21 protein-coding genes, 3 tRNA genes and 1 pseudogene are annotated in these 22,394 nt (G+C 68.3%); 12 read left to right on the forward strand and 13 right to left on the reverse strand.

The genetic code is table 11. The features are described 5' to 3' along the window. Positions 1 to 124, reverse strand: a pseudogene (locus ACFXKA_RS38875) (1,4-dihydroxy-2-naphthoyl-CoA synthase); the annotation flags it as partial. 351 nt (positions 125 to 475) lie between these two features. On the opposite strand from ACFXKA_RS38875, the gene ACFXKA_RS38880 reads away from it, so the two are divergent. Then, positions 476 to 922 carry a DUF6918 family protein gene (locus ACFXKA_RS38880; protein ID WP_354850817.1) on the forward strand — a complete coding sequence of 149 codons (447 nt, stop codon included), beginning with the start codon at positions 476 to 478 and terminating at the stop codon, positions 920 to 922. Positions 923 to 1,053: 131 nt separating this feature from the next. Here ACFXKA_RS38880 and ACFXKA_RS38885 read toward each other — a convergent pair whose 3' ends face one another. Further along, positions 1,054 to 1,881: a siderophore-interacting protein gene (locus ACFXKA_RS38885; RefSeq protein ID WP_379431266.1), complete on the reverse strand. Its 828-nt coding sequence runs from the start codon at positions 1,879 to 1,881 to the stop codon at positions 1,054 to 1,056. An 88-nt stretch (positions 1,882 to 1,969) separates the two neighbouring features. On the opposite strand from ACFXKA_RS38885, the gene menD reads away from it, so the two are divergent. Next, the gene (gene menD / locus ACFXKA_RS38890) at positions 1,970 to 3,604 is read left to right on the forward strand and encodes a 2-succinyl-5-enolpyruvyl-6-hydroxy-3-cyclohexene-1-carboxylic-acid synthase (RefSeq protein WP_354850813.1); all 1,635 of its coding nucleotides are present in this window, start codon (positions 1,970 to 1,972) and stop codon (positions 3,602 to 3,604) included. A 21-nt stretch (positions 3,605 to 3,625) separates the two neighbouring features. Here the strand turns inward: menD and ACFXKA_RS38895 are convergent, their stop codons facing one another. Together ACFXKA_RS38895 and ACFXKA_RS38900 are read right to left on the reverse strand one after the other, a co-directional pair. Then, entirely contained in the window at positions 3,626 to 3,853 is a 228-nt protein-coding gene (locus ACFXKA_RS38895; RefSeq protein ID WP_354850811.1) for a hypothetical protein, read from the reverse strand. 114 nt (positions 3,854 to 3,967) lie between these two features. Continuing rightward, positions 3,968 to 4,201, reverse strand: coding sequence for a hypothetical protein (locus ACFXKA_RS38900; RefSeq protein ID WP_364625607.1), 234 nt, complete (start codon positions 4,199 to 4,201; stop codon positions 3,968 to 3,970). A 196-nt stretch (positions 4,202 to 4,397) separates the two neighbouring features. On the opposite strand from ACFXKA_RS38900, the gene ACFXKA_RS38905 reads away from it, so the two are divergent. Further along, positions 4,398 to 4,976 (forward strand): TIGR03086 family metal-binding protein, encoded by a 579-nt coding sequence (locus tag ACFXKA_RS38905; protein WP_379431267.1) that lies wholly within the window; start codon positions 4,398 to 4,400, stop codon positions 4,974 to 4,976. A 74-nt stretch (positions 4,977 to 5,050) separates the two neighbouring features. Here ACFXKA_RS38905 and ACFXKA_RS38910 read toward each other — a convergent pair whose 3' ends face one another. Next, positions 5,051 to 5,737, reverse strand: a complete 687-nt coding sequence (locus ACFXKA_RS38910; RefSeq protein WP_379431268.1) for a TetR/AcrR family transcriptional regulator — start codon at positions 5,735 to 5,737, stop codon at positions 5,051 to 5,053. 85 nt (positions 5,738 to 5,822) lie between these two features. Here ACFXKA_RS38910 and ACFXKA_RS38915 point away from each other — a divergent pair, with 85 nt between their 5' ends. Further along, on the forward strand, positions 5,823 to 6,857 hold the full coding sequence (locus ACFXKA_RS38915) for an aldo/keto reductase (protein ID WP_379431269.1): 1,035 nt from the start codon (positions 5,823 to 5,825) through the stop codon (positions 6,855 to 6,857). 4 nt (positions 6,858 to 6,861) lie between these two features. Here the strand turns inward: ACFXKA_RS38915 and ACFXKA_RS38920 are convergent, their stop codons facing one another. The 4 genes from ACFXKA_RS38920 to ACFXKA_RS38935 form a co-directional block, all read right to left on the reverse strand. After that, positions 6,862 to 7,884: an alpha/beta hydrolase gene (locus ACFXKA_RS38920; protein WP_379431270.1), complete on the reverse strand. Its 1,023-nt coding sequence runs from the start codon at positions 7,882 to 7,884 to the stop codon at positions 6,862 to 6,864. A gap of 184 nt (positions 7,885 to 8,068) precedes the next feature. Continuing rightward, entirely contained in the window at positions 8,069 to 12,544 is a 4,476-nt protein-coding gene (locus ACFXKA_RS38925; protein WP_379431271.1) for a molybdopterin-dependent oxidoreductase, read from the reverse strand. A gap of 157 nt (positions 12,545 to 12,701) precedes the next feature. Further along, on the reverse strand, positions 12,702 to 13,415 hold the full coding sequence (locus tag ACFXKA_RS38930) for a demethylmenaquinone methyltransferase (RefSeq protein ID WP_379431272.1): 714 nt from the start codon (positions 13,413 to 13,415) through the stop codon (positions 12,702 to 12,704). A gap of 9 nt (positions 13,416 to 13,424) precedes the next feature. Further along, on the reverse strand, positions 13,425 to 13,892 hold the full coding sequence (locus tag ACFXKA_RS38935) for a DUF3592 domain-containing protein (RefSeq protein WP_379431273.1): 468 nt from the start codon (positions 13,890 to 13,892) through the stop codon (positions 13,425 to 13,427). A gap of 123 nt (positions 13,893 to 14,015) precedes the next feature. Between ACFXKA_RS38935 and ACFXKA_RS38940 the strand changes: the two genes are divergently transcribed. Further along, on the forward strand, positions 14,016 to 14,519 hold the full coding sequence (locus ACFXKA_RS38940; RefSeq protein WP_354850787.1) for a DUF2505 domain-containing protein: 504 nt from the start codon (positions 14,016 to 14,018) through the stop codon (positions 14,517 to 14,519). 52 nt (positions 14,520 to 14,571) lie between these two features. Here the strand turns inward: ACFXKA_RS38940 and ACFXKA_RS38945 are convergent, their stop codons facing one another. Next, a complete protein-coding gene (locus ACFXKA_RS38945) occupies positions 14,572 to 15,015 on the reverse strand; it encodes a VOC family protein (RefSeq protein ID WP_354850830.1) in 444 nt (147 codons plus the stop codon). 139 nt (positions 15,016 to 15,154) lie between these two features. Between ACFXKA_RS38945 and ACFXKA_RS38950 the strand changes: the two genes are divergently transcribed. Further along, positions 15,155 to 16,882, forward strand: a complete 1,728-nt coding sequence (locus tag ACFXKA_RS38950; RefSeq protein WP_379431274.1) for a purine-cytosine permease family protein — start codon at positions 15,155 to 15,157, stop codon at positions 16,880 to 16,882. A gap of 24 nt (positions 16,883 to 16,906) precedes the next feature. Here ACFXKA_RS38950 and ACFXKA_RS38955 read toward each other — a convergent pair whose 3' ends face one another. Then, entirely contained in the window at positions 16,907 to 17,326 is a 420-nt protein-coding gene (locus tag ACFXKA_RS38955; RefSeq protein WP_354850782.1) for an AraC family transcriptional regulator, read from the reverse strand. Then, entirely contained in the window at positions 17,323 to 18,723 is a 1,401-nt protein-coding gene (locus ACFXKA_RS38960; protein ID WP_379431275.1) for a geranylgeranyl reductase family protein, read from the reverse strand. Before ACFXKA_RS38960 ends, ACFXKA_RS38955 begins: the two co-directional genes overlap by 4 nt. A gap of 178 nt (positions 18,724 to 18,901) precedes the next feature. Between ACFXKA_RS38960 and ACFXKA_RS38965 the strand changes: the two genes are divergently transcribed. Beyond that, positions 18,902 to 19,924, forward strand: a complete 1,023-nt coding sequence (locus tag ACFXKA_RS38965; protein ID WP_354850777.1) for a polyprenyl synthetase family protein — start codon at positions 18,902 to 18,904, stop codon at positions 19,922 to 19,924. A 107-nt stretch (positions 19,925 to 20,031) separates the two neighbouring features. Further along, complete coding sequence (gene htpX / locus ACFXKA_RS38970) at positions 20,032 to 20,913, forward strand: zinc metalloprotease HtpX (RefSeq protein ID WP_364625579.1); 882 nt, start codon at positions 20,032 to 20,034, stop codon at positions 20,911 to 20,913. Here htpX and ACFXKA_RS38975 read toward each other — a convergent pair. Beyond that, positions 20,910 to 21,401: a YajQ family cyclic di-GMP-binding protein gene (locus ACFXKA_RS38975; protein WP_354850771.1), complete on the reverse strand. Its 492-nt coding sequence runs from the start codon at positions 21,399 to 21,401 to the stop codon at positions 20,910 to 20,912. The two genes, htpX and ACFXKA_RS38975, sit on opposite strands and share 4 nt — an antisense overlap. A 138-nt stretch (positions 21,402 to 21,539) precedes the next feature. Between ACFXKA_RS38975 and ACFXKA_RS38980 the strand changes: the two genes are divergently transcribed. From ACFXKA_RS38980 to rpmG, 4 genes are all read left to right on the forward strand, one after another. Continuing rightward, a tRNA-Tyr gene (locus ACFXKA_RS38980) sits at positions 21,540 to 21,624 on the forward strand. Between the two features lie 221 nt (positions 21,625 to 21,845). Beyond that, positions 21,846 to 21,918, forward strand: a tRNA-Thr gene (locus ACFXKA_RS38985). 81 nt (positions 21,919 to 21,999) lie between these two features. Beyond that, a tRNA-Met gene (locus ACFXKA_RS38990) sits at positions 22,000 to 22,072 on the forward strand. Positions 22,073 to 22,114: 42 nt separating this feature from the next. Beyond that, complete coding sequence (rpmG, locus tag ACFXKA_RS38995; protein ID WP_029925945.1) at positions 22,115 to 22,285, forward strand: 50S ribosomal protein L33; 171 nt, start codon at positions 22,115 to 22,117, stop codon at positions 22,283 to 22,285. The last annotated feature ends 109 nt before the right edge of the window (positions 22,286 to 22,394 follow it).

Raw genomic sequence — 22,394 nt, forward strand, 5'->3', positions numbered from 1 at the left:
TGCGTACCTCGGGACGATCGAAGGCGATCCGCACCGTGCCCTGCTCGATGTGCCGGTGATACGTGATGTCGGTGAGGTTCTCGAATCCCGGGACGGGCCGCCACAGCGTCGCATTGAAGGTCACGGGAGTGAACATACTGTTCCGGTTCCCGGCGGGGCGCGGACCCACCGCAGTTCGGCGCCGTGTTCTGTGCGTCACCCCGGACTACCCGCGGCGGAATTCGGCCATCCGACAAGCGCGCTGATTGTTAGCGGGCGGGGTTGTCCGGGGCTCGATCGGACGCTTGCTACTGGTGCGGAGAGAACTCCGACCGATCGGTAACCGAAAGTGAAACGCTGCCAATCGATTGCGGAGGGCTTACAGTGCTGTTGCTGCTGAGGCAGTAGCAGCGCATTGGCATCGTGTGTGCGGGGACACCGATGCGTATAGTTGCGTGCGCTCGTTCATCGAAAAACTATCCGGAGGAACCTGAAAGTGGTTGCAGCACTGTCTGAATCCCTGCTCGATGACGCCAAGCGTCCGGCCTTCATCGCCGACGCGGAGAAGGTTCTGGACGAGGAGGTGTCGGACAAGGGCGGCGCGTCGGGCCTGGTCGTCAAGGGCGGCTACGCCGCGATCAAGAAGGTCAGCCCCTCGATCGTGGGTGACGCGCTGGAGTCCTTCGCGCCCAAGTTCGTCGAGCAGCTGGAGCCGTTCTGGGCGGAGTACAAGAACGGTGGCGCCGGGTCGTTCGCCGATCTGCTGGTCTCCAAGCAGGACGAGGTGGCCGACGCGCTGCTGTCGGTGACCGACGCGCGGGCCGAGGCGTCGTCGCGCCCGGCGCTGACCAAGGTCTACAACTCCATGCGTTCGTCGGCGAAGAAGCATGTCGCCGAGGCCCTTCCGCGCCTGGGTGACCTGGTGCAGAAGCACGCTGGTTAATTAGGCCGACCGGTTCGCGGCCCGGCGAGGGGCCGCGAACAGTCACGGTCCGCGGTGCTGCCGCCGTGGACAGCGAATGCCCGCCGAGGTGGTTCGGGGGCACTCGCCTTCTTCCGGCTCCGTGCGCCGGTTCAGCCCTGGGACTTGCCCAGTCGCCAGTAGCCGGTGAAAGTGATGTCCGCCTTGGGGATTTCGCGCTCCTGCGCCAAGTGCCGCCGCACTCCCGCGGCCAGCTTCTGCTCACCCGCGACGAAGGCGTAGACGCCCGCTCCGGGCAGGTCCGCCCCGCGCACGGCCTCCGCCGCCAGTGCGCCGATCTCGCCGTGCGGATCCGTGCGGACCAGCCAGTTCACCTGCACGCCTTCGGGTTCGCCCAGTTCCTGGCGGTCCTCGGCGGACGGAAGCTCGAGATACGCCGCGCCCCTGGCGTCCCGCGGCAGCGACCGCAGCACGCCCGCGATGCCGGGCAACGCGCTCTCGTCACCCACCAGCAGTGTCCAATCACTGTGGCCGGGAGCCTGATAGGTGATGCCCTCGTCCAGCAGCCCGACCTGGCAGCCGGGTGTGGCGCTGTTGGCCCACGCGGAGGCGGGGCTGTCGTCACCGTGTGAGACGAAATCGATGTCGATCTCGGCCGTGCTGCCGAACTCCCCGAAACCGGCCGCTCGGTAATCCCGCACCGTGTAGTTGCGCGCCAGCGGACGGTGTTCCTTGCCCATCATCAGGTACTGCGCGAACCAGCCGAGGTTGCTCGCGGAGGTGGGCAGCCGCAGGTTGCCGTCGCGTCCGGGCATGAACAGCCGGAACCACTGGTCGTAGCCCATGGCGGTGAATCCGGCCAGGCCCGGGCCGCCGAGGGTGACGCGGACGAAATGGGGGCCGATCCGTTTGCTGGCCAGGACCTCCGCGGTGAGGATCTCGCGGTGCTCGGGCTTGACATGCTTGCTGCGCTTCGCCATTGGCTTAGGTTAGCAAACCCTAACTTAATAACACAGGTGTGAGCGGGCCGACGGAGCGGGACGGGCGGCTGTCTGAGAGGCTGGAGGTGTGAATCCTTCGACAGCCCAGGCGCACGTCGTCGTCGACGAGCTCGCGCGCGGCGGAGTGCGGGATGTCGTCCTGTGCCCCGGGTCGCGAAATGCGCCGCTGGCTTTCGCGTTGCAGGCGGCCGACCAGGCCGGGCGGATCCGGCTGCACATGCGCATCGACGAGCGTTCCGCGGGCTTCCTGGCCGTCGGCCTGGCCGCAGCCAGCGGTCGCCCGGTGCCCGTCGTCATGACCTCCGGCACCGCCGTGGCGAATCTGGGCCCGGCCGTCCTCGAAGCGAACTACGCCCGCATCCCGCTGATCGTGCTGAGCGCCAACCGCCCGTACGAGATGCTCGGCACCGGGGCGAACCAGACCGTCGAGCAGTTCGGTCTCTTCGGCAGCCAGGTGCGCGCCGCCATCAGCCTGGGGCTGGCCGAGTCCGAGCCCGGCGACGATCTGTACTCGAAGCAGAACAGCGTGTGGCGCTCCGCGGTCTGCCGCGTGCTGGCCGCCGCCCGCGGCACCCGCTCCGGCAATGCCGGGCCGGTGCAATTCGACATTCCGCTGCGTGAACCGCTGGTGCCGGACCTGGCCGCCGGTGACTCGCTGCCTCCGGGCCGCCAACACGAAGGGCCCTGGACCGCAACGCAATACGCGACCCTCGACGTCCCGCTGGACATCGACCTGACCCCGGACACCCTGGTCATCTCCGGTCACGGCGCGGGCCATCGCCCCGAACTCGCGGCCCTGCCCACGGTCGCCGAACCCACCGCGCCGATGCACGGCCCGGCGCTGCATCCGCTGGCGCTGCCGCTGCTGCAACCCCGGCAGGCGATCATCACCGGCCGGCCCACCCTGCACCGGCAGGTGTCGCGGGTGCTGTCGGACCCGGAGATCACGGTGTACGCGCTGACCACCGGCCCGCGCTGGCCCGATGTATCCGGCAATGTGGTGGGCACCGGCACCCGCGCGGTCACCCACGGCGCGCCGCGGCCGGAGTGGCTGGAGCTGTGCCGGGATCTGAACGAGAAGGCCGTCACCGTGGTGCGCGCGGAGCTGGCCGGACACCCGAAGCCGACCGGTTTGCATGTTGCGGCCGTGGTGATGGACGCCCTGCGTGACGGCGACCAGCTGCTGCTCGGCGCCTCGAACCCGGTGCGTGACGCCGCGCTGGTCTCCGAGCCGCGGCCCGGCGTGCGGGTGCTGTCCAACCGCGGCGTGGCCGGCATCGACGGTACCGTCTCGGCGGCGGTCGGCGCGGCCCTCACCCACCCGGGCCGCACCGTCGCGCTCATGGGCGACCTGACCTTCCTGCACGACGCGTCCGGCCTGCTCATCGGCCCGGGTGAGCCGCGGCCGGAGGACCTGACCATCGTGGTCGCCAATGATGACGGCGGCGGCATCTTCGAGCTGCTCGAACAGGGCGATCCGCAGTACGCGGGCGTGTTCGAGCGGGTCTTCGGCACCCCCCACGGCATGAATCTGGCCGCGCTGTGTGCCGCCTACCGCATTCCACACCGCCAGGTCGGCCCCGCGCAGCTGGCGATCGAGCTGACCGGCAACGCGCACGGCATTCGGGTCCTGGAGGTCGCGACCGAGCGGTCGGGCCTGCGGGAGCTGCACGCCACCGTGCGGGCGGGCGTGTCGAATTAGCTTGGGCGCGAACGCCGCCGATCAGTACTCGCTGCCGGCGTCCGATTCGTAGTCGTCGTCGATGGGAACGGGGATCGCCTGCTCGACCAGATCCCCCTCGGAGGCGGTCCAGCCGCTGTCTCCGGCGGGCGGCGATGTGATCTCGGAGTCCGATTCGAGCGCCTCGGTATTCACCTCGTCCAGCGGATTGGCGGGGGTGCTCTGCTCTACATAGTCGGCCTCGGGCACTGCGTCGATGCGATCGATCATCGCTTGCTCCTCTCTGCCGGGGTGGGCGGGCCGTGCAGTCGGGCACTTCGAGAATGCTCCCGTTTCACCAGCTCGGCAACCCGTCTTCATCCCGCTCGGCAACCGGTCCGCCCATCACTCGCCGGGCAGCGCCGCGTCGTCGGCGGGATACTCGACGAGAGCCAGTACCCGGCCCGCCATGAACCGGGCGGTGCGGACCGGCCCGCCGGTCCGAGTCACCTCGCTGACCTCCACGATTCCCCGCGCAATGCGGGTCTCGATGCGGCGGCCCGCTCTGGTCGCCATGATTTCGTAGTTCCGAGACCCGTCGCCGGTGTCGACGACGATCTCCACGCGATCACCTTTCATCTATCAATTCTCCTCCCTACCAGCGTCTTTCGCCGCTGATACCGCCTAACGAACCGGTTGCGGCGCAGCGCTGCAAGCACATTCCGGGCGCTCGCCGGGCCTCGTGCGCGCCGCGGCGATGAATTCCGGCCGGGCCGCCCCGTCTCCACCGGTGACCGGGCCGCACCGTTGGTTCGGCATGTCCCCGGGAGGAACCATGACCACACCGGAATTCGACCTCGAAGCCGCGGCGAGCGCGGTGGAGGCGGTCGTCGCCGGTGTCTCCGAGGCCGACTTCGACCGCCGCACACCGTCCGAGATCACCGTCCGCGACATGCTCGTTCATGTGCTGGGCTTCACCGAGGGCTTCCGGCAGGGCGCGACCAAGGAGATGATCGGCCGTTCCCAGCCGCCGGCGCCGGGGACCGGATCGCTCCCCGGGGATTGGCGCGACCGCATTCCGGCGCAGTTGAAGGCTCTCGTGGCCGCCTGGCGCGAACCGGCGGCCTGGGTAGGCGACACCGAGGTCGGCGGTGTGCTCGCGCCCGCCCCGCAGATGGCGATCTTCGCTCTGGACGAGTTGGTGATCCATGGCTGGGACCTGGCCCGGGCGGTCGGACAGCCCTATACCCCGGCGGAGTCGGATCTGGCGGTGCTGCTCGGCTTCCTCCGTGACACCCCGCAGGCAGGCGCGCCCGGGCTCTTCGGGCCGGTTGTCGATATCCCGGCCGAGGCGCCGCTCGTCGATCGCGTGGTCGGGCTGACCGGCCGCGATCCGGCCTGGACCTCGGACTGACCGCGCGGGAGGCGACCCGCGGGCACGGCGAGGGGTGGTGCGTGCGGGCGGCCGCCGGGTGGGCCGCGGGATGACTATCGAGGCATCCGGTGCGCGTGCTCTGTTGTGCCGGAAGCGAATACGCCCTGCTCCGCGGCCAGTGCGGCAGCCTCGGCGGCAGCGTGGACAGCCCTCTCGTCGACCGGATCCCCGCTGACCAGCAGGCGGTAGTAGAGCGGGGCCGAGACGGCGGAAAGCACTGCGCGCGGGTCGGTTCCGGGTGGGACCTCGCCGCGCGCGACGGCCGCCTCGAGGCAGGGGGACCATTCGGTCAGCCGGGTGTCGTAGAAGGCGCGCAGGGCCGCGGCGGCGGTGTCGTCGCTGGTGGCTGCCGCGATGACGGCCCGGAAGAGGCGGCCCTGCCGGGCATCGGTGAGCGTCTTGCCGACCAGCCGCGCATTGGCGAGCAGGTCCCCGCGCAGGCTGCCGGTATCACTGTGGGGGAGTGAGGTTTCGGCCATGTCGGCCAGCAGGTCGGCGACCAGTCCCGCCGGGGTGCGCCAGCGGCGGTAGACGGTGGTCTTGCCGACTTCGGCGAGTGCGGCCACCTCGGCCAGATCGAGGGTGGCGAAGCCGCGTTCGGCGAGCAGGTCGCCGGCGGCGCGCAGCACGGACTCGCGCACGCGGGCGGTGCGCCCGCCCGGCCGGACCGAGCCGGGGGTCGGGTCGACAGGGTCCGGTGCGTGCGTCTCGGTGCCCTCTGCGCGCATGTCGCGGCTCATAACGGTTCTCCAGTTCCATTTGCGGCCAGACGAGTGTAGCGTCAGGCATGTTAATGAAACTGTAGTTCCGTTAGGAGTGGTGGTCATGGAATATCGTCGGCTCGGCGCCTCGGGTCTGCTGGTTCCGGCATTGAGCTTCGGCGCGGGCACCTTCGGCGGTCGCGGCGAGCTCTTCTCCGCCTGGGGCGACACCGACGCCCGGCAGGCCCGCCGCCTGGTGGACATCAGCCTGGACGCGGGCGTCACCCTGTTCGACACCGCCGACGTCTACTCCGACGGCGCCTCGGAAGAGGTGCTGGGCGAGGCGATCCGGGGCCGTCGCGAGCAGCTGCTGCTCTCCACCAAGGCCTCGCTGCCCACCGGTCCCGGCCCGTTCGACGCCGGATCCGGTCGCGCCCGGCTGATCTCGGCGGTCGAGGGCTCACTGCGGCGGCTCGGCACCGACCACCTCGACCTGTTCCAGCTGCACGCCTTCGACGCGGGCACGCCGGTCGAGGAGGTGCTGGCGGCGCTCGACGAGCTGGTGCGCGCCGGCAAGATCCGCTATGTCGGCGCCTCCAATTTCGCGGGCTGGCAGCTCATGAAATCCCTTGCCGCCGCGGACCGGTACGGCTTCCCGCGCTATGTCGCGCACCAGGTCTACTACTCCCTGGTCGGCCGCGATTACGAGTGGGAACTGATGCCGCTCGGCCTGGATCAGGGGGTGGGCGCGGTGGTCTGGAGCCCGCTCGGCTGGGGCCGCCTCACCGGCAGAATCCGTCGCGGACAACCGCTTCCGGCCGGCAGCCGCCTGCACACCACCGCCGAGGCCGGCCCGCCGGTGCGCGACGAACTGCTCTACGACGTCGTGGACGTCCTCGACGAGATCGCCGCCGAAACCGGCCGCACGGTCCCGCAGATCGCCCTGAACTGGCTGCTGCGCCGGCCGAGCGTGGCCACGGTCATCGTGGGCGCGCGCAATGAGGAACAGCTGCGCCAGAATCTCGGCGCGGTCGGCTGGAGTCTCGAGGCCGACCAGCTCGCCCGGCTGGACAAGGCGAGCGCGGTGACCCCGCCCTACCCCTATTACCCGTACTACCGGCTGCCGGACTTCGCCCGGCTGAATCCGCCTGCGGTGTAAGGGTTCACGGATTCGGGAAGAGTCCCTGCGCGAGCACCGGCCAGGAGGTTTTCAGGTCGTCCTGCCAGTAGCCCCAGATGTGGGTGCCGCTGCTGCGGAATTCGAATGTCGCGGGAATGTTCAGGGATTCCAGGCGTTTCTGCAGAATCGCCGTGGACAGTTCGCAATTGGCCTCGATGAGGGAGCCCAGCGCCACGGTCTTGGGAGTGTCCGCGGGCGCTTCCATCCGGCCGCGTGCGCCGGGCATGTCGAAGGCGCCCGGAATGCCGTTGCCGGTGGAGATGAAAAGGTTGGTGCCGCGCAGTTTCTCGGCATTGAGGGTGGGGTCGTTGGCCACCCATAGTGGGCCGCCCTCGGGACCCCACATGTTCTCGACCTTGCCGCCGCCGTAGAGCTCGGTGACCATCTTGATGGCCTCCCGGGCCATCGGCGTGATGGTCTGGAAGAAACCGCTGTACACGGCCGCGCTACGGAACAGCCCGGGATTGAAGATGACCGAATTCAATACGGGCAGACCGGCCATCGAGATACCGGCGATGGCATTGTTGCCACTGCTGGTCAGTGCGGCCGTCATCAGCGGCGGCAGTTCCTTGCCCAGATAGGTGGACCATTTGTTGACCCCCAGCGCGCGGTCGGGCTGGAGCCAGTCGGTGTACCAGCTGAATCTGCCGCCGATGATCTGCACGACATTGATGTTCTTGTCGCTCAGGAAATCCAGTGCGTCGGTGCGCAATTGCCAGGTGGCGGCGTCCTCGCCGCCGCCGGCGCCATTGAGGAGGTAGAGGGTGGGGCGCGGCTCGGAGGTGTCCGCCGGGCGCAGCACGTCGACCGGGAAGGTCTGGTTCATGGCGGCGGAGTAGACGGTGAAGGTGACGTGGCGGTCGTCGGTGACGCCCACGCTCTGGATGAAGGAGCCGTCGTCGGTCTTCATGTCCGGGACCGAGACGCCGGGTGCGGTGGGATCGTCCGCGCCGGCGGGCACGGCGCCCGACAGGCCCAGAGCGGCGACGGTCGCGAGCACCGCCACCGTCGATCGTGCGGTGACTCGACTGATCCGACGGTTCAAGGCACCTGCCCTCAGCGTTCCTGGCAGCCGCCCCGGTGACGGCCCGCCCATCCGTATGAGCCTGGACGGGCGAGTTACAAATACCACAGTTTCACATTTGTGGAGACCGGAATCGGCGGTCCGGCGCCGCGGGCGGGCGACCGGATCAGTACACGTCGCGCACGTAGCGCTTCTCGGCCACCAGCTGCTTCTTGAACGCCAGCGCCCCGTCCTCGCTCAGCTTGCCGTGAATGCGGGCAATCTTCAGCAGGGTGTCGTCCACATCCTTGGCCATGCGCGCGGCGTCACCGCACACATAGAAATGACCGCCCTCGCGCAACCACGCCCACAATTCCGCGCCGTGCTCGATCATCCGGTGCTGCACATAGATCCGCTCGCGCTGATCCCGGGAGAAGGCCAGATCCAGGCGGGTCAGGAATCCCGAACGGAACATGTCCTCGAGTTCGGCGCGGTAATAGAAATTGTCCTTGGCGTGCTGATCACCGAAGAACAGCCAATTGCGGCCCCGGCAGCCGAGAGCGCGGCGCTCCTGGAGGAAACCGCGGAACGGCGCGATGCCGGTACCCGGGCCGACCATGATCATCGGCGCGTTCGGATCCAGCGGCGGCCGGAAATGCGGCGCCCGCTGCAGGAAGATCGGCACCTCCGCGTGGGCGCGATCGGCCAGGAACGTGGAGCTCACTCCGCCGCGCCGGGCCGACGAACCGATCGCCGCCGGATCGCCGTAGCGCACCACGCCGACTGTCAGCTGCACCTCGCGCGGACTCACCAGCGGACTCGACGAGATCGAATACTGGCGCGGCTGCAGCTTTTTCAGCGTGCCCAGCCACTCCACCAGATCGGCCCGCACCGGGAAATCGCGCAGCACGTCGACCGCCTGCCGATCCCACAGATACCCGTCCAGCTCATTGCGATTGTCCCGGCGCAGCAGCTTGGCCAGCCGCGGGCTGGCATTGCGCTCGGCCACGAACGACAGCAGATCGGCGCTCACCCGCGTGATGTCGTAGTGCGTCCGCAGCGCCTCCGCCAGCGCCAGCTCGCCGTCCTCGACGCCGACGAGCCGCCGCCCCTCCAGCCCGGTCACCGCGAGCCACTCCGCCACCAGCGCTTCACAATTCGCGGGCCGCACTCCGAGTGAATCCCCGACCTCGTAGGCGGCCTCCGGATCACTCAGATCGAACCCGAACTGCCGCACCTCTTTCCCGGAGCCATCCCGTGAAAGCAATTCATTGCGAACAAGTTCCGCCAGCACAGGCGAATTCCGCGTGAAGGGCGCGGCTGTGCTCGTGCGTATCCGCCGCCCCGGCGCGAGGCCGGTGACCGCGCCGCGTTGGCCATCGCCGCCCAGGGGAGTGGAATTCGGTCCGAAGCCCGGGGAACCCCACCCCGGCGGCACATCGCCGGGCCGCGCGGCCGGGCCGTCCGAACCCTGAGCACCCGCTGCGGGCCCGCCGAATCCGGGGACACCGCGCGACCGGTCGGCATTGCTGCCTCGGCCCGGTGCGGCACCGGCTCCGCCGGCGGATCGATCATCCGGTCCCGAACCATCCGGTCCAGCAGCGTTGTCGGACGTGGCGAGGCCATCGGCCACGGCGTCGAACCAGGCCGCGGACAGGTCCTCGTGATCGGGTTCGCTGTCGACGCGCGGCAAAAGGCGCGTGGCTCCGCGCTTCTCGAACAGTTCGTCCAGCTTGCGGCCGTGGCCACAGAAGTCGTCGTAGGAGGAATCGCCCAGCGCGAAGACCGCGTACCGCATGCCGGCCAGCCGGATCGCGCTGTCGTTCAGGCGTTCCCAGAAGTCCGCGCCATTGTCGGGCGGGCCGCCGTCGCCGAACGTGCTGCTGATGACCAGCACATCACCTGTCAGGTCGGACAGTTCGGCGGAATCCATGTCCAGCAGGCGCGGCGCGAATCCCGAATCGGCCAGATAGGTCGCCAGGGCGGCGGCCAGTTCCTCCGCCGTCCCGGTCTGCGACGCCCACAGCACGGTCACCGTGCGCGTCGCTGCACCCGCGGTGTCCGACGGGCCGTGCGTCACGCTGCGGCTCACGGCACTGTCGAGCGGCAGTGAGTGGTGTTGCGCCCCGCGCGAATACATCCCGCCCAGCAGCCCGTCGATCCACACCCGGCTGCGCTCCGAGATCGGCGCGGTCGCGGGCAGCACCGGGACGCCACTGACCGGCAGGCTCTGCAGCGCCGCCAGATATCCGCCGAGATAGAGGCGTTCGGTCTCGGTCAGCGTCGGTGCGACACCGGTCTCCAATCCGAGCATGAGCGCCAGGGGATGCGGTCCGCTCGCGGTGCCGGGGGCGACAGCAGCCGACCGGTCGGGTTCCCCGGAGCCCGCGATGAACGGCGCGCCGAAACCCGCCGGCGCCGAACCGGTGCGGCCAGAGCCATTACCGCCTTCGCTGCCGGTGCCATTGGGCGCCGCCGCGGTCAGGGCCGCCACCTTCCGCAGCCGGACCGCGCAGGCCTTGAACTCGGGTTGCAGGGAGATCGGGTCGACCGCGTCATTGGTGACGGCATTGATGGTCAGGTATTCGCCCTGCTCGTCGTTCCAGTGGAACGGGGCGAAGCAGGTGCCGGGGAGGACGCGGTCGCTCACCTGGACGGGCAGCACGGCGCGGCCGCGGCGGGAGGTGATTTCGAGCTGGTCGCCCGCGCGCACCTCGAGGCGGGCGGCGTCCTCGGGGTGGATTTCCAGGAAGGGCTTGCCATTGAGCTTGGTCAGTTTCGCCACCTTCCCGGTCTTGGTCATGGTGTGCCACTGGTGTTGCAGGCGGCCGGTATTGAGCACGAAGGGGTGATCCTCGTCCGGCAGCTCGTCGGGCAGCAGATGCGGGCGCGCCCAGAACACCGCCTTGCGGCTGGGCGTGGCGAACGCCAGTCGCGGGGTGTGCCCGTGCTCGTCGGTGTGCAGGGTCTGGCTGACCCCGTCGTTGCGATAGCGAATCGGGTTGCGGCGCTGGGCCGGATCGGCGCACGGCCACTGCGCGGGCCCGGCCCGCAGCGCGTCGTAGTCGATGCCGCGCAGGTCGTAGCCGGTGGCCGGATTGGCGAATCGCCGGATCTCGTCGAAGACCTCGGCGCTGGAGGCGTACTCGAACCCGGGGAAGCCGAGCCCCGTCGCGACCTGCGCGATGAGCTGCCAGTCCGGGCGCGCGTCGCCGATCGGTTCCACCGACCGCTGCAGCAGGGTCAGGTTGCGTTCCGAGTTCACCTGCACCCCATCGGCCTCGGCCCACAGGGTGGCGGGCAGCAGCAGGTCGGCGTAGGCATTGGTGGCGGTGTCGGTGAAGACGTCCTGGGCGATCACCAGCTCGGCGGCCTCCAGCCCGGCGATGACGGTGCGCCGATTCGCCATGGAGGCAACGGGATTGCTGCACATGATCCAGCAGGCTTTGATCTTTCCGTCGGCCAGTCCGCGGAACATCTCGATGGAGCCGGGCCCGGCCTCGGCGCGAATGGTGCCCGGCGCCAGCCCCCATTCGGCCTCCACGAAGGCCCGGTCGGCGTCGGCGAGCACGCTGCGCTGGCCCGGCAATCCCGGTCCCATGTAACCCATTTCGCGCCCGCCCATGGCATTGGGCTGCCCGGTGAGCGAGAACGGCCCGCTGCCGGTGCGGCAGATGGCGCCGGTGGCCAGGTGCAGGTTGATGATGGCGTTACTGGCCCAGGTGCCGTGCGTGGACTGGTTGATGCCCATGGTCCACAGCGACATCCATTCGCCCGCCGCGCCGATCCAGGCGGCGGCGGTGCGGACGTCGGCCTCGGGGATACCGGTCTCCTCGGACACCATCGACGGGGTGTAGGCGGCCAGGAACTCGGGCATGCCCGCCCAGTTCTCGGTGTGCTCGGCGATGAATTCGGCGTCGATGTCGCCGTTCTCGACCAGCAGGTGCAGCAGCCCGTTCAGCAGCGCCAGATCCGTGCCCGGCTTGATCTGCAGGAACAGGTCGGCGCGTGCCGCGGTGTCGGTGCGCCGCGGATCCACCACGATCATCTTGGCGCCCGCCTTGAGCCGGTCGGCCATGCGCAGGAACAGGATGGGGTGGCAGTCGGCCATGTTCGCGCCGATGACGAAGAACAGGTCGGCGTGATCGAGGTCGTCGTAGGACCCGGGCGGCCCGTCCGCGCCCAGCGACAACTTGTACCCGCTGGCCGCGCTGGCCATGCACAGCCGCGAATTGGCCTCCATGTGCACGGTGCGCAGGTGGCCCTTGGCCAGCTTGGTGGCCAGGTACTGGGCCTCGATCGACAGCTGGCCGGACACGTAGAGGGCGATGGCATCCGGTCCGTCTGTGTCGAGAATCACGCGAAGGCGCTGTGCGGCTTCGTGAATCGCCTCGTCGACGGGCATGGGCACCGGCGGCTGGCCGCGTTCGGGCCGGCGGTAGGCGGTCTCCATGCGGCCGGGCGCGGCCATCAGTTCGGCGTGCGTATTGCCCTTGGTGCACAGCCGCCCGGCATTGACCGGGTGGTCCTTGTCGCCCTTCACCCTGGCGATCACGGGCAGGCCGCGGGCGCCGGGCTTGGTTTCGACGGTGATGCCGCAGCCCACCCCGCAGTACGAGCACGCGGTCCGGGCGCTCGTCGGGGGCGTGGGCTGTTCCGGCATGGTTCCGAGTTAAGCCACCCCGGGTTGCGGTGGATTTACCGAACGTTATCGCCAGATGACAATCCACCTCACAGCCGTTTTCCGTGACTGTGAGGCCCAGGTCGGGGCGCTGCCGTGAGCAACGCCACAGGTCAGCGTTCCGGACTCGGTTTTCCGCTCAGCCCAGCTTGTACGCCCGGTGCAGGGCCACGGCCCCGCCCGAGAGATTGCGCCACTGCACCGAGGACCACCCGGCGTCGGAGATCCGCAGTGCCAGCTGCGGCTGATTCGGCCACTCCCGAATCGACTCGGCCAGATACACATAGGCGTCCGGATTGCTGGAGACCGCGCGCGCCAGCGGCGGCAGCGCCCGCATCAGGTACTCCATGTAGATGGTCCGGAAGGGTTCCCAGGTCGGCGTGGAGAACTCGGCCACCACCAGCCGCCCGCCCGGCTTGGTCACGCGCAGCATCTCGCGCAGCGCCAGATCCGGGTCGGCCACATTGCGCAGGCCGTAGGCGATGGTCACCGCGTCGAAGGAGTCGTCGGCGAAGGGCAGCGCCATGGCGTCGGCGGCGACCATGGGCACATTGCGGTGCCGTCCGGCCGACAGCATGCCCTGGGAGAAGTCCGCGGCCAGCACCCACGCGCCCGATTTGGCCAGGTCCACGGTGGAGACACCGGTCCCCGCCGCCAGATCCAGCACCCGCTCGCCGGGTCGCAGGCCCAGTGCCTTGCGCGTCACCCAGCGCCAATACCTGTCCTGGCCAACGGAGATCACCGAATTGGTCAGGTCGTACCGCTTGGCGACACCGTCGAACATGGACGCGACGTCGCGCGGCTGCTTGTCCAGCTGGGCCCGAAACGACTCCCGCTGCCTGATTTTCGCCACCTTCGCACCCTAACCGGCGACGGCGTCCCGCGACGATCGCGCCCGCGCGGCGCGCAGCCGCGTCCGCGCTCCTCGGAACCACCGGGTCGGGGGTGAGCCGAGGAACCACACCACGGGAATGGCGACGGCCCAGGAGACCACGATGACCGACAGCGCCGGGATGATCGCGACACGCGCATCGCGACCCGCCACGCGTACGAGATCGGGATCACTGCGCCGGTATTCGACATTGATGCGTTCGCCGACGGTCAGCCGGGTGGGGTACAGCACCCCGGTCTTCGGATTGTGCGTCTCGCCGTCGGGCGTCACGAAGATGACCGCGGATCGCAGCGTGCCCGCCGAGAGGACTTCGGCGCTGGTCACGCCCTTGTCGGAGTTGATCAGGTGGTCGTCGCGCCAGGCCGCCAGCACCAGCAGCACGGCCAGGAAGCTGACCGTGGCGGCAGCGATCACGACCCCGATCCGAGCCCGCCGCAACCGAACCGCCCGCCGCTGTTCAGCCCGCTGTGTCTGATCGTCGCTCCGCTGCGCTCCGCTATCAGACTGGCTAGTTTCCGACACTTCAGCAGGCTATTCCATCGCTCGGCTACGGTCTTCGCCATGTCCCGAAAATTCAGCTTCACCGTGCAGTACAGCGTTCCGGTCGAAGAGCTTCACCGGGCACTGACCAATGACGAGATGTGGCGGGCCCGCTTCGCCGGGGCGACCACCGCCACGCTCGAGCTCACCCACCCGAACGGCCCCGGCACCATCCAGATCCAGATGACCGAGAAGGCGCCCGAGGACCAGATTCCCGGCATCGTCAAGAAGGTACTCAAGAGCGAGCTCATGCTCGAGCGCACCGACACCTGGGGAGCGCTCACCGACGGCGTCGCCACGGGCGGCTTCAGCGGCCGCTCCAGCGGCATCACCACCGAGATGGCGGGCGCGTTCGAATTGCGGCCCACCGCCGAAGGTTCCGAGATCGAGGCCACCGGCACGGTCGACGTGAAGGTCCCGCTGGTCGGCGGGGCCATCGAACCGCTGGTCGAGAACCTGCTCAAGCGGGTCATGAACAGCGAGCGCAAGTCCGTCGAGTCCTGGTTCGCCGCGCAGACCGCCTGATCTCGCTGAACCGTGGATGCGGGGGTGGTCCCGCATCCACGGAGGCCGGCGCTTACTCCGGGCCGAACTGGGCCGTGGCCGGATCGAATTCGCGGGGTTCGACGAGGACCAGCCAGTTGCCGGAGTTGTCGCGAATGATGGCCTCGACGCCGTAGGGGCGTTCCGACGGCGGCTGCACGAACTCCACGTTCTTGGCGGTGAGTTCCTCGAAGGCCTTCTGGCAGTTGTCGGTTCGCAGGCCCAGTGCGCCGTGCGTGCCATTGGCCATGGACCGCCGGATGGCCTCGGCCAGATTGTCGTCCAGCGGGGGACCCGGGATCATCAGCGTGACCTCCAGTTCCGGGTGGTTCGGGTGCACCACGGTCACCCAGCGGAAGCCGTTGTCGCCCATGGTCACATCGCTGGCCTCCACGAAACCCAGCTTCTCGATGTACCACTGCTTCGCGGCGGTCTGATCGGTCACGTACACGGTCACGAGCGAGACATTGGTGATGATCGTCATGCCCCGAGCCTATGGACGGCCGGCCCGCACGGGCTTCTCCGAAATTGCGCGTTTCCGCGCCGGGCGGATTCGCGTCCGGATAGCCGAGTTCACACACTCGGAACCTCGGTGAGCCCGCCGTAACGGCCGCGCAATGGAGCGGAAAGCCGAGATCAACATTCGGTGGCCACCCTCGAATCGGAAAAAAGCTCGTGACGAGCCCGAACGAGGAGTGCCGGTGGTTCAGGTCGAAACCCCCGCGGCCAATGCGGTCGCCGCGTCCAAGGAGACGCTGGAGGATTACACGCTGCGGTTCGCGCCGCGCAGCTACCGCACATGGAGTCCGGCGGTGGTCGGCGTCTCGGCGCTCGGCGGCATCGCCTACCTGGCCGACTTCTCCATCGGCGCGAACATCGGCATCGCCAACGGCACCGGCAACGCCCTGCTGGGCATCGGCATCTTCGCCATCGTGGTCATGCTCACGGGTTTCCCGCTGGCCTACTACGCGGCGCGCTACAACATCGACCTGGACCTGATCACCCGCGGCAGCGGCTTCGGGTACTACGGGTCGGTGGTGACGAACATCGTGTTCGCCTCCTTCACCTTCATCTTCTTCGCCCTCGAGGGCTCGATCATGGCGCAGGGCCTGAAACTCGGTCTGCACGTGCCGCTGCCGATCGGCTACCTGGTGTCCACGGTGATGATCTTCCCGCTGGTCATCTACGGCATGAACACCCTGGCCAAGCTGCAAGTGTGGACCACCCCGCTGTGGCTGATCCTGATGGTGCTGCCGTTCGGCTTCCTGCTGGTCCGCCACCCGGACTCGGTCGGCACCTTCCTGTCCTACGGCGGCCAGGACGGCAAGGGCGTGAGCCTGTCCGGCGCGCTGCTGGCCGCCGGCGTCTGCCTCTCGCTCATCGCCCAGATCGCCGAGCAGATCGACTACCTGCGCTTCATGCCGCCCCGGACCCCGGAGAACGCCCGCAGGTGGTGGGGCTGGATGCTGCTGGCCGGACCGGGCTGGGTGCTCTTCGGCGCCATCAAGCAGGTGGTCGGCCTGTTCCTGGCGGTCTACCTGATCGCGAATCTGCCCGGCGCGCAGGACATCGCCAACCAGCCGGTGCGCCAGTTCCTCGAGATCTACCGCGACATGATGCCGTCCTGGCTGGCCATGACCCTGGCCGTGGCGCTGGTCGTCATCAGCCAGATCAAGATCAATGTGACCAATGCGTACTCGGGCTCGCTGGCGTGGACCAACTCCTTCACCCGCGTCACCAAGACCTACCCGGGCCGCATCGTCTTCCTCGGCCTGAACCTGGCCATCGCGCTGATCCTGATGGAAGCCAACATGTTCGACTTCCTCAACAACATCCTCGGCTTCTACGCCAACTGCGGCATCGCCTGGATCGTCACCGTCGCAACGGATATCGCGATCAACAAGTACGTGCTGAAGCTCTCGCCCAGGGAGCCGGAGTTCCGGCGCGGCATGCTCTACGACTTCAACCCGGTCGGCCTGGTCGGCTTCGGCCTGTCGGCGGTGCTGTCGATCATGACCTTCTTCGGCGTCTTCGGTGAGACCCTGAAGCCGTACTCGCCCATTGTGGCCGTGGTGGTCTCGTTCCTGGCGACTCCGCTGACCGCGATCCTCACCAAGGGCAGGTACTACCTGCGCCGCGACCACGACGGCATCGAGCTGCCCATGTTCGACGAGCACGGCAACCCGTCGGGCGAGACCCTCACCTGCGCTGTCACCGGCATGGAATTCGAGCGCCCGGACATGATCGCCTCGGCGGTCCCGGGACCCGAGGGCGAGATCCAGTACATCAGCTCGCTGGCGCTCTCGACGGACAAGACCGGCATTCACGTCCTGCCGTCCCGATGAGGCTGTGGCCCCGACGAATTCGCGTCACCGTGTGCGTTTCCGATCCGAGAGACCGTGCATGAAGACGTAGCAACCCGGGATATGGGGAGCGCCCTCGGCCGCGAACTTCGCTTGATACTCCGAGGGCGACATCCCCACCAGCTCGGTGAATTTGCTGCTGAACGACCCGAGACTGCTGTAGCCGACGAGCATACAGGCCTCGGTCACCGTGACATTGGTGGCGCGCAACAGATCCTGGGCCCGCTCGATCCGGCGCTCGGCCAGATACACCGCGGGCGTCCTGCCGTACGTCGCCGCGAAACACCGCAGGAAGTGATACTTCGACACCCCCGCGGCCGCCGCCAGACTGTCCAGATCCAAGGGCTCCGCGTAGTGCCGGTCGGCCAGATCCCGTGCTCGCCGCAGATGCGGGAGCAGCTCCTCGGGAACCGGCCGGGCGTTCACGAGAACGGCTGGATCTTGTCGAAACGCAGGGAGGCCCGGCCCGCGCTCCGCCAGAGCCGGGCGGTCAGGTCCACGTCCTCGTCGGTGACCAGATTGCCCATCACCCGGACCGCGGTGCGCTGCAACAGCTTCGACCGCATCATCGGCGGCCCGCCCAGCGGCACCGTGCGCGGGTGGGTGGCCAGCCCCGCGAGCCGCCGCGCCACCGAATAGGTGCGGCCGTAGCGTTCCCGCAGCAGCTCCGGCCAGATCTGGGTCAGGTCGGGCTGGTCCAGGATCCCGGCGAGCATGTGCCCGCCCTCCAGCCCGTAGTCGATGCCCTCGCCGTTGAGCGGGTTCACGCACCCGGCCGCGTCGCCCACCAGCGCCCAGTTGCGCCCGGCCAGATTCGATACCGCGCCGCCCATGGGCAGCAGCGCCGACGCCACCGCCCGCGCCTCGCCCTCGAATCCCCACTCCGCGCGGCGTTCCGAAACATAGTGCTGCAGCAGCGGTTTCAAGGCGATATGCGACGGACGCCGTTCGGTGGCCAGCGAGCCGACGCCGATATTCACCTCGCCATTGCCGAGCGGGAAAACCCAGCCGTATCCGGGAATCAATTCCCCGTTCGCATCCCGCAATTCGAGATGCGAGGTGATCCATTCGTCATCACTGCGCTCGGACCTGATGTACGCCCGCGCCGCGGTCCCGTACGCGTACTGGCGATGCCAGGTGCGGCCCAGCAGCTTTCCGACGGGGGAGCGCACGCCGTCGGCCACGATGAGGATGTCGCACGACACCGCGCGCAGGCCGGCGTCGGTCTTGACGGTCACCCCGGTGACCCGGTCGCCCTCGCGGGCCACCTCCACCACCTTGGCCCCGTCCACCATCCGCGCGCCCGACTTGATCGCGGTCTCGCGCAGCTTGTCGTCGAGTTCGGTTCGCGGAACGGCGCTTCCGTAGGTGGGGAACGACCCGTCCGGCCAGGACAGCAGCGCCTCCCGCCCGAACCCGGCCATCCGCAGGCCGCGATTGACCGTGTGCGCCCGCACCCAGTCGCCCAGGCCGAGATGCTCGAGTTCGGCGGTGGCGCGCGGCGTCAGTCCGTCACCGCAGGTCTTGTCGCGCGGGAACACCGCCGAATCGGTCAGCAGCACATCCCGGCCCATGCGCGCGGCCCAGGCGGCCGCCGCGGACCCGGCCGGACCCGCCCCGACTACCAGGACCTCGGCGTGCGCGGGCAGAGCTGTGTCTGATTCGCCCTCCGCTTCGCTCCGGGCGGGGTTCGCGGCCCTGGAGGTCTCGTTCTTCCCTCCCTGCGCTTCTCCGCTTCGCTCCGTCGCTCCGCTCAGTCCAGAACGAGACGGGCCGCGAACCTGCAGGCGCGGCATACTCGGGTCGTCATCCGGCAAGCGCATGGCGTCAATACTTGCAGCACATCACCGGGCGCGCATATTTGCCCTGCGCTTCATAGCGGGCGTTTCGTTTCGCGTGGCGAGTGTTTCGTGCGTCGCACTACGGTGGTGTCCATAGGGGGTGATCGGTCCACACGCTAGGTTCTTTGGCGTGGGGTCGGACGCGGCACTGGGAGATGAAATGAGCGCATCAGCTGTGAGCGAGGAGAGCACCGTGGTCGCGGGGGTGGATCTGGGCGATCCCGAGCTCGCGGCGACCGTGCGCAAGGGCCTGATCGAGGTCGAGGATCTGCTGATCACCGAGCTGTCCGACGGCGAGGAATTCCTGCAGGAGGCGGCGCTGCACCTGGCCAAGGCCGGCGGCAAGCGATTCCGTCCCCTGTTCACCATCCTGACCGGTCAGCTGGGCCCCGACCCGACCAGCCCCGACCTGGTCACCGCCGGCACCGTGGTGGAGCTCGTGCACCTGGCCACCCTGTACCACGACGACGTCATGGACGAGGCCTCCATGCGCCGCGGCGCGCCCAGCGTGAACTCGCGCTGGGGCAACAGCGTCGCCATCCTGGCCGGCGACTATCTGTTCGCCCACGCCTCGCGACTGGTCTCCACCCTCGGCCCGGACGCGGTCCGCATCATTGCCGAGACCTTCGCCGAGCTGGTCACCGGCCAGATGCGCGAGACCATCGGCGCCCGGCAGTCCCAGGACCCGGTCGAGCACTACCTGCGCGTGGTGTGGGAGAAGACCGGTTCGCTGATCGCCGCCGCCGGCCGCTTCGGCGGCACCTTCTCCGGTGCGGATCGCGACCATGTGGAGCGGCTGGCCCGCCTCGGCGACGCCGTGGGCACCGCCTTCCAGATCGCCGACGACATCATCGACATCTCCTCGGTGTCCGAGCAGTCCGGCAAGACCCCCGGCACCGACCTGCGCGAGGGCGTCCACACCCTGCCGGTGCTCTACGCCCTGCGCGACGAGGGCGCCGAGGGCGACCGCCTGCGCAAGCTGCTGGCCCGCCCGCTGGAGACCGACACCGAGGTCGACGAGGCCCTGTACCTGCTGTCCCGCTCCCGGGGCCTGGTGCTGGCCAAGGAGAAGCTGCACGGCTACGCCGACATCGCCCACGCCGAACTCTCCGCCCTGCCCGCCGGCCCGGCCAACGAGGCCCTGGAGCACCTGGTCCGCTACACCATCGAACGCGTCGGCTGATCCGAAACCGATCAGTCGAACAACTGGGAACTTCAACCCGGCTCGAGTTCGTTGACCTGGTGTAAGGCACCCAACTGCCGGCAAAAATCGCGGAGAGGCGGGTAAGCATGCATGGGCACGGGTACGCGAACGGGTTGAAGACGTTCGGGCTGCTGGTAGGGATGTCGGCGCTGATCGTGTTCGCGGGAGCGATGTTCCGCAGTCCCACGATCCTGATCCTGTCGATCGTGCTGGCCGTGGGCATGAACGCCTACGCCTACTTCAACAGCGACAAGCTGGCGTTGCGGGCCATGCACGCGCAGCCGGTGACGGAGCTGGAAGCCCCGGCCATGTACCGCATCGTGCGCGAGTTGGCCACGGCCGCACGGCAACCCATGCCGCGCCTCTACATCAGCCCCACCAATGCGCCGAATGCCTTTGCCACCGGCCGCAATCCGCGCAATGCCGCGGTCTGCTGCACCACCGGCATCCTGCAGATCCTCGACGAGCGGGAACTGCGCGCGGTGCTGGGCCACGAACTCTCGCACGTCTACAACCGCGACATCCTGATCTCCTCGGTGGCCGGCGCGCTCGCCTCGGTCATCTCCGGCCTGGCGAACCTGGCCTTCTTCGCCGGCGCCTTCGGCGGCAGCCGGGACGGCGAGGGCCCGAATATCATTGGCATCCTGCTGGTTTCGCTGCTGGGCCCGATCGCGGCCTCGCTCATCAAACTGGCCGTCTCCCGCTCCCGGGAGTATCAGGCCGACCAGGACGGCGCCGAACTCACCGGCGACCCCCTGGCCCTCGCATCGGCCCTGCGCAAGCTGGAACGCGGCACCCAGGCGGCCCCGCTGCCCCCCGAGCCGCAGCTGACCGCGCAGTCGCACCTGATGATCGCCAACCCGTTCCGCAACGGCGACCGGATGGCCCGCTGGTTCTCCACCCACCCCCCGATGGCGGACCGTATCGCCCGCCTCGAGGAGATGGCTGGTGGAAACCGCAATTACTAGCGGTAGTTCACGAACTGCAGGGCGATATCGAAGTCGCCGCCCTTCAGCAGCGAGATGACCGCCTGCAGGTCGTCGCGGCTCTTGCTGCTGACCCGCAGCTCCTCGCCCTGGATCTGCGCCTTGACGCCCTTGGGGCCTTCGTCACGGATCTTCTTGGCGATCTTCTTCGCATTCTCCGTGGTGATGCCCTGCACCAGGGTTCCTGTGATCTTGTACACCTTGCCGGAGGCCTGCGGATCACCCGCGTCGAACGCCTTGAGCGAGATGTCGCGGCGAATCAGCTTCTCCTTGAACACATCCAGGGCGGCCTTGACGCGATCCTCGGACTCGGCGCTGAGGATGATCTTCTCCTCGCCCGACCATTCGATGCTCGCCCCGGTGCCCCGGAAGTCGTAGCGCTGGCTCAGCTCCTTGGCGGCCTGGTTCAGGGCGTTGTCCACCTCCTGGCGATCGATCTTGCTGACGACATCGAACGACGAATCCGCCACACTCTTCTCCTGTCCGAGACTCGGATATTCGGGATGTTCCACGCCGACGCTAGCCCCTTCGGCACGGCTGTATCCAGCCGGTTTGCATTCCGGGCGTGTGTTCGTTGTATTCTGCTGGAGCGCTGCAAGGCGTACCCCGGCGGATTGCCCGAGCGGCCAAAGGGAGCTGACTGTAAATCAGCCGCGTAATGCTTCGGAGGTTCAAATCCTTCATCCGCCACCAGAGAGCCCCGTGGACCCAGTGTCCACGGGGCTCTTGGTATTTCGGGCCAGGCCGGCCGGTCGTCCCGAGCCCCCGGCCGGCGCGGGCACCGACGTCTCGGTTACCCCGGTCGAGTAGCCGCGAAACCCGCGTTGACCAGCCGGTTTGGATAGTCGGCGAGGATGTGTGTAATCTCGTTCAAGTCGTCAGCGCCCCGGCCGAGACCGGAGCAAGACAGACACGCCCCCTTAGCTCAGTCGGCAGAGCGTTTCCATGGTAAGGAAAAGGTCAACGGTTCGATTCCGTTAGGGGGCTCGCCGGATTGCCGGTGGTGACCGACTCGGCTTCTCGTTGCAGGACCCGGGGCCTTCCCGCCGTCAAGTACCGACAACAGATGGCGGTGTAGCTCAGTCGGTAGAGCAAACGACTCATAATCGTTGTGTCGCCGGTTCAAGTCCGGCCATCGCTACATACTGATATCCCAATCAGGCTGACCGGAAAGAAGGCAATCGTGGCCGCGAAGTCCACTGATATCCGGCCAAAGATCACCTTGGCCTGCGAGCAGTGCAAGCACCGCAACTACATCACCAAGAAGAACCGGCGCAATGACCCGGACCGCCTCGAGCTGAAGAAATTCTGCCCGAACTGCGGTACCCACCGGGCGCACCGCGAGTCTCGCTAACTTAAACCCGCGCGATCTACCGCGTGGATGACAGTGCCGGATCGGCAAGTCACTCCGTCTCTTAGAAAGAGATAGTGGCGCCGGTCCGGCATTTGGCGTATATAGCGGT

The organism is Nocardia sp. NPDC059228 (assembly GCF_042754245.1).
Lineage (GTDB): Bacteria > Actinomycetota > Actinomycetes > Mycobacteriales > Mycobacteriaceae > Nocardia.

Bases quoted from the DNA above. Each gene is read 5' to 3' on its own strand.
- ACFXKA_RS38885 (WP_379431266.1), bottom strand. From the start codon at position 1,881: ATGGCGAAGCGCAGCAAGCATGTCAAGCCCGAGCACCGCGAGATCCTC.
- ACFXKA_RS38895 (WP_354850811.1), bottom strand. From the start codon at position 3,853: ATGATCGATCGCATCGACGCAGTGCCCGAGGCCGACTATGTAGAGCAG.
- ACFXKA_RS38900 (WP_364625607.1), bottom strand. From the start codon at position 4,201: ATGAAAGGTGATCGCGTGGAGATCGTCGTCGACACCGGCGACGGGTCT.
- ACFXKA_RS38905 (WP_379431267.1), top strand. From the start codon at position 4,398: ATGACCACACCGGAATTCGACCTCGAAGCCGCGGCGAGCGCGGTGGAG.
- ACFXKA_RS38910 (WP_379431268.1), bottom strand. From the start codon at position 5,737: ATGAGCCGCGACATGCGCGCAGAGGGCACCGAGACGCACGCACCGGAC.
- ACFXKA_RS38915 (WP_379431269.1), top strand. From the start codon at position 5,823: ATGGAATATCGTCGGCTCGGCGCCTCGGGTCTGCTGGTTCCGGCATTG.
- ACFXKA_RS38925 (WP_379431271.1), bottom strand. From the start codon at position 12,544: ATGCCGGAACAGCCCACGCCCCCGACGAGCGCCCGGACCGCGTGCTCG.
- ACFXKA_RS38940 (WP_354850787.1), top strand. From the start codon at position 14,016: ATGTCCCGAAAATTCAGCTTCACCGTGCAGTACAGCGTTCCGGTCGAA.
- ACFXKA_RS38950 (WP_379431274.1), top strand. From the start codon at position 15,155: ATGGAGCGGAAAGCCGAGATCAACATTCGGTGGCCACCCTCGAATCGG.
- ACFXKA_RS38960 (WP_379431275.1), bottom strand. From the start codon at position 18,723: ATGCGCTTGCCGGATGACGACCCGAGTATGCCGCGCCTGCAGGTTCGC.
- ACFXKA_RS38965 (WP_354850777.1), top strand. From the start codon at position 18,902: ATGAGCGCATCAGCTGTGAGCGAGGAGAGCACCGTGGTCGCGGGGGTG.
- htpX (WP_364625579.1), top strand. From the start codon at position 20,032: ATGCATGGGCACGGGTACGCGAACGGGTTGAAGACGTTCGGGCTGCTG.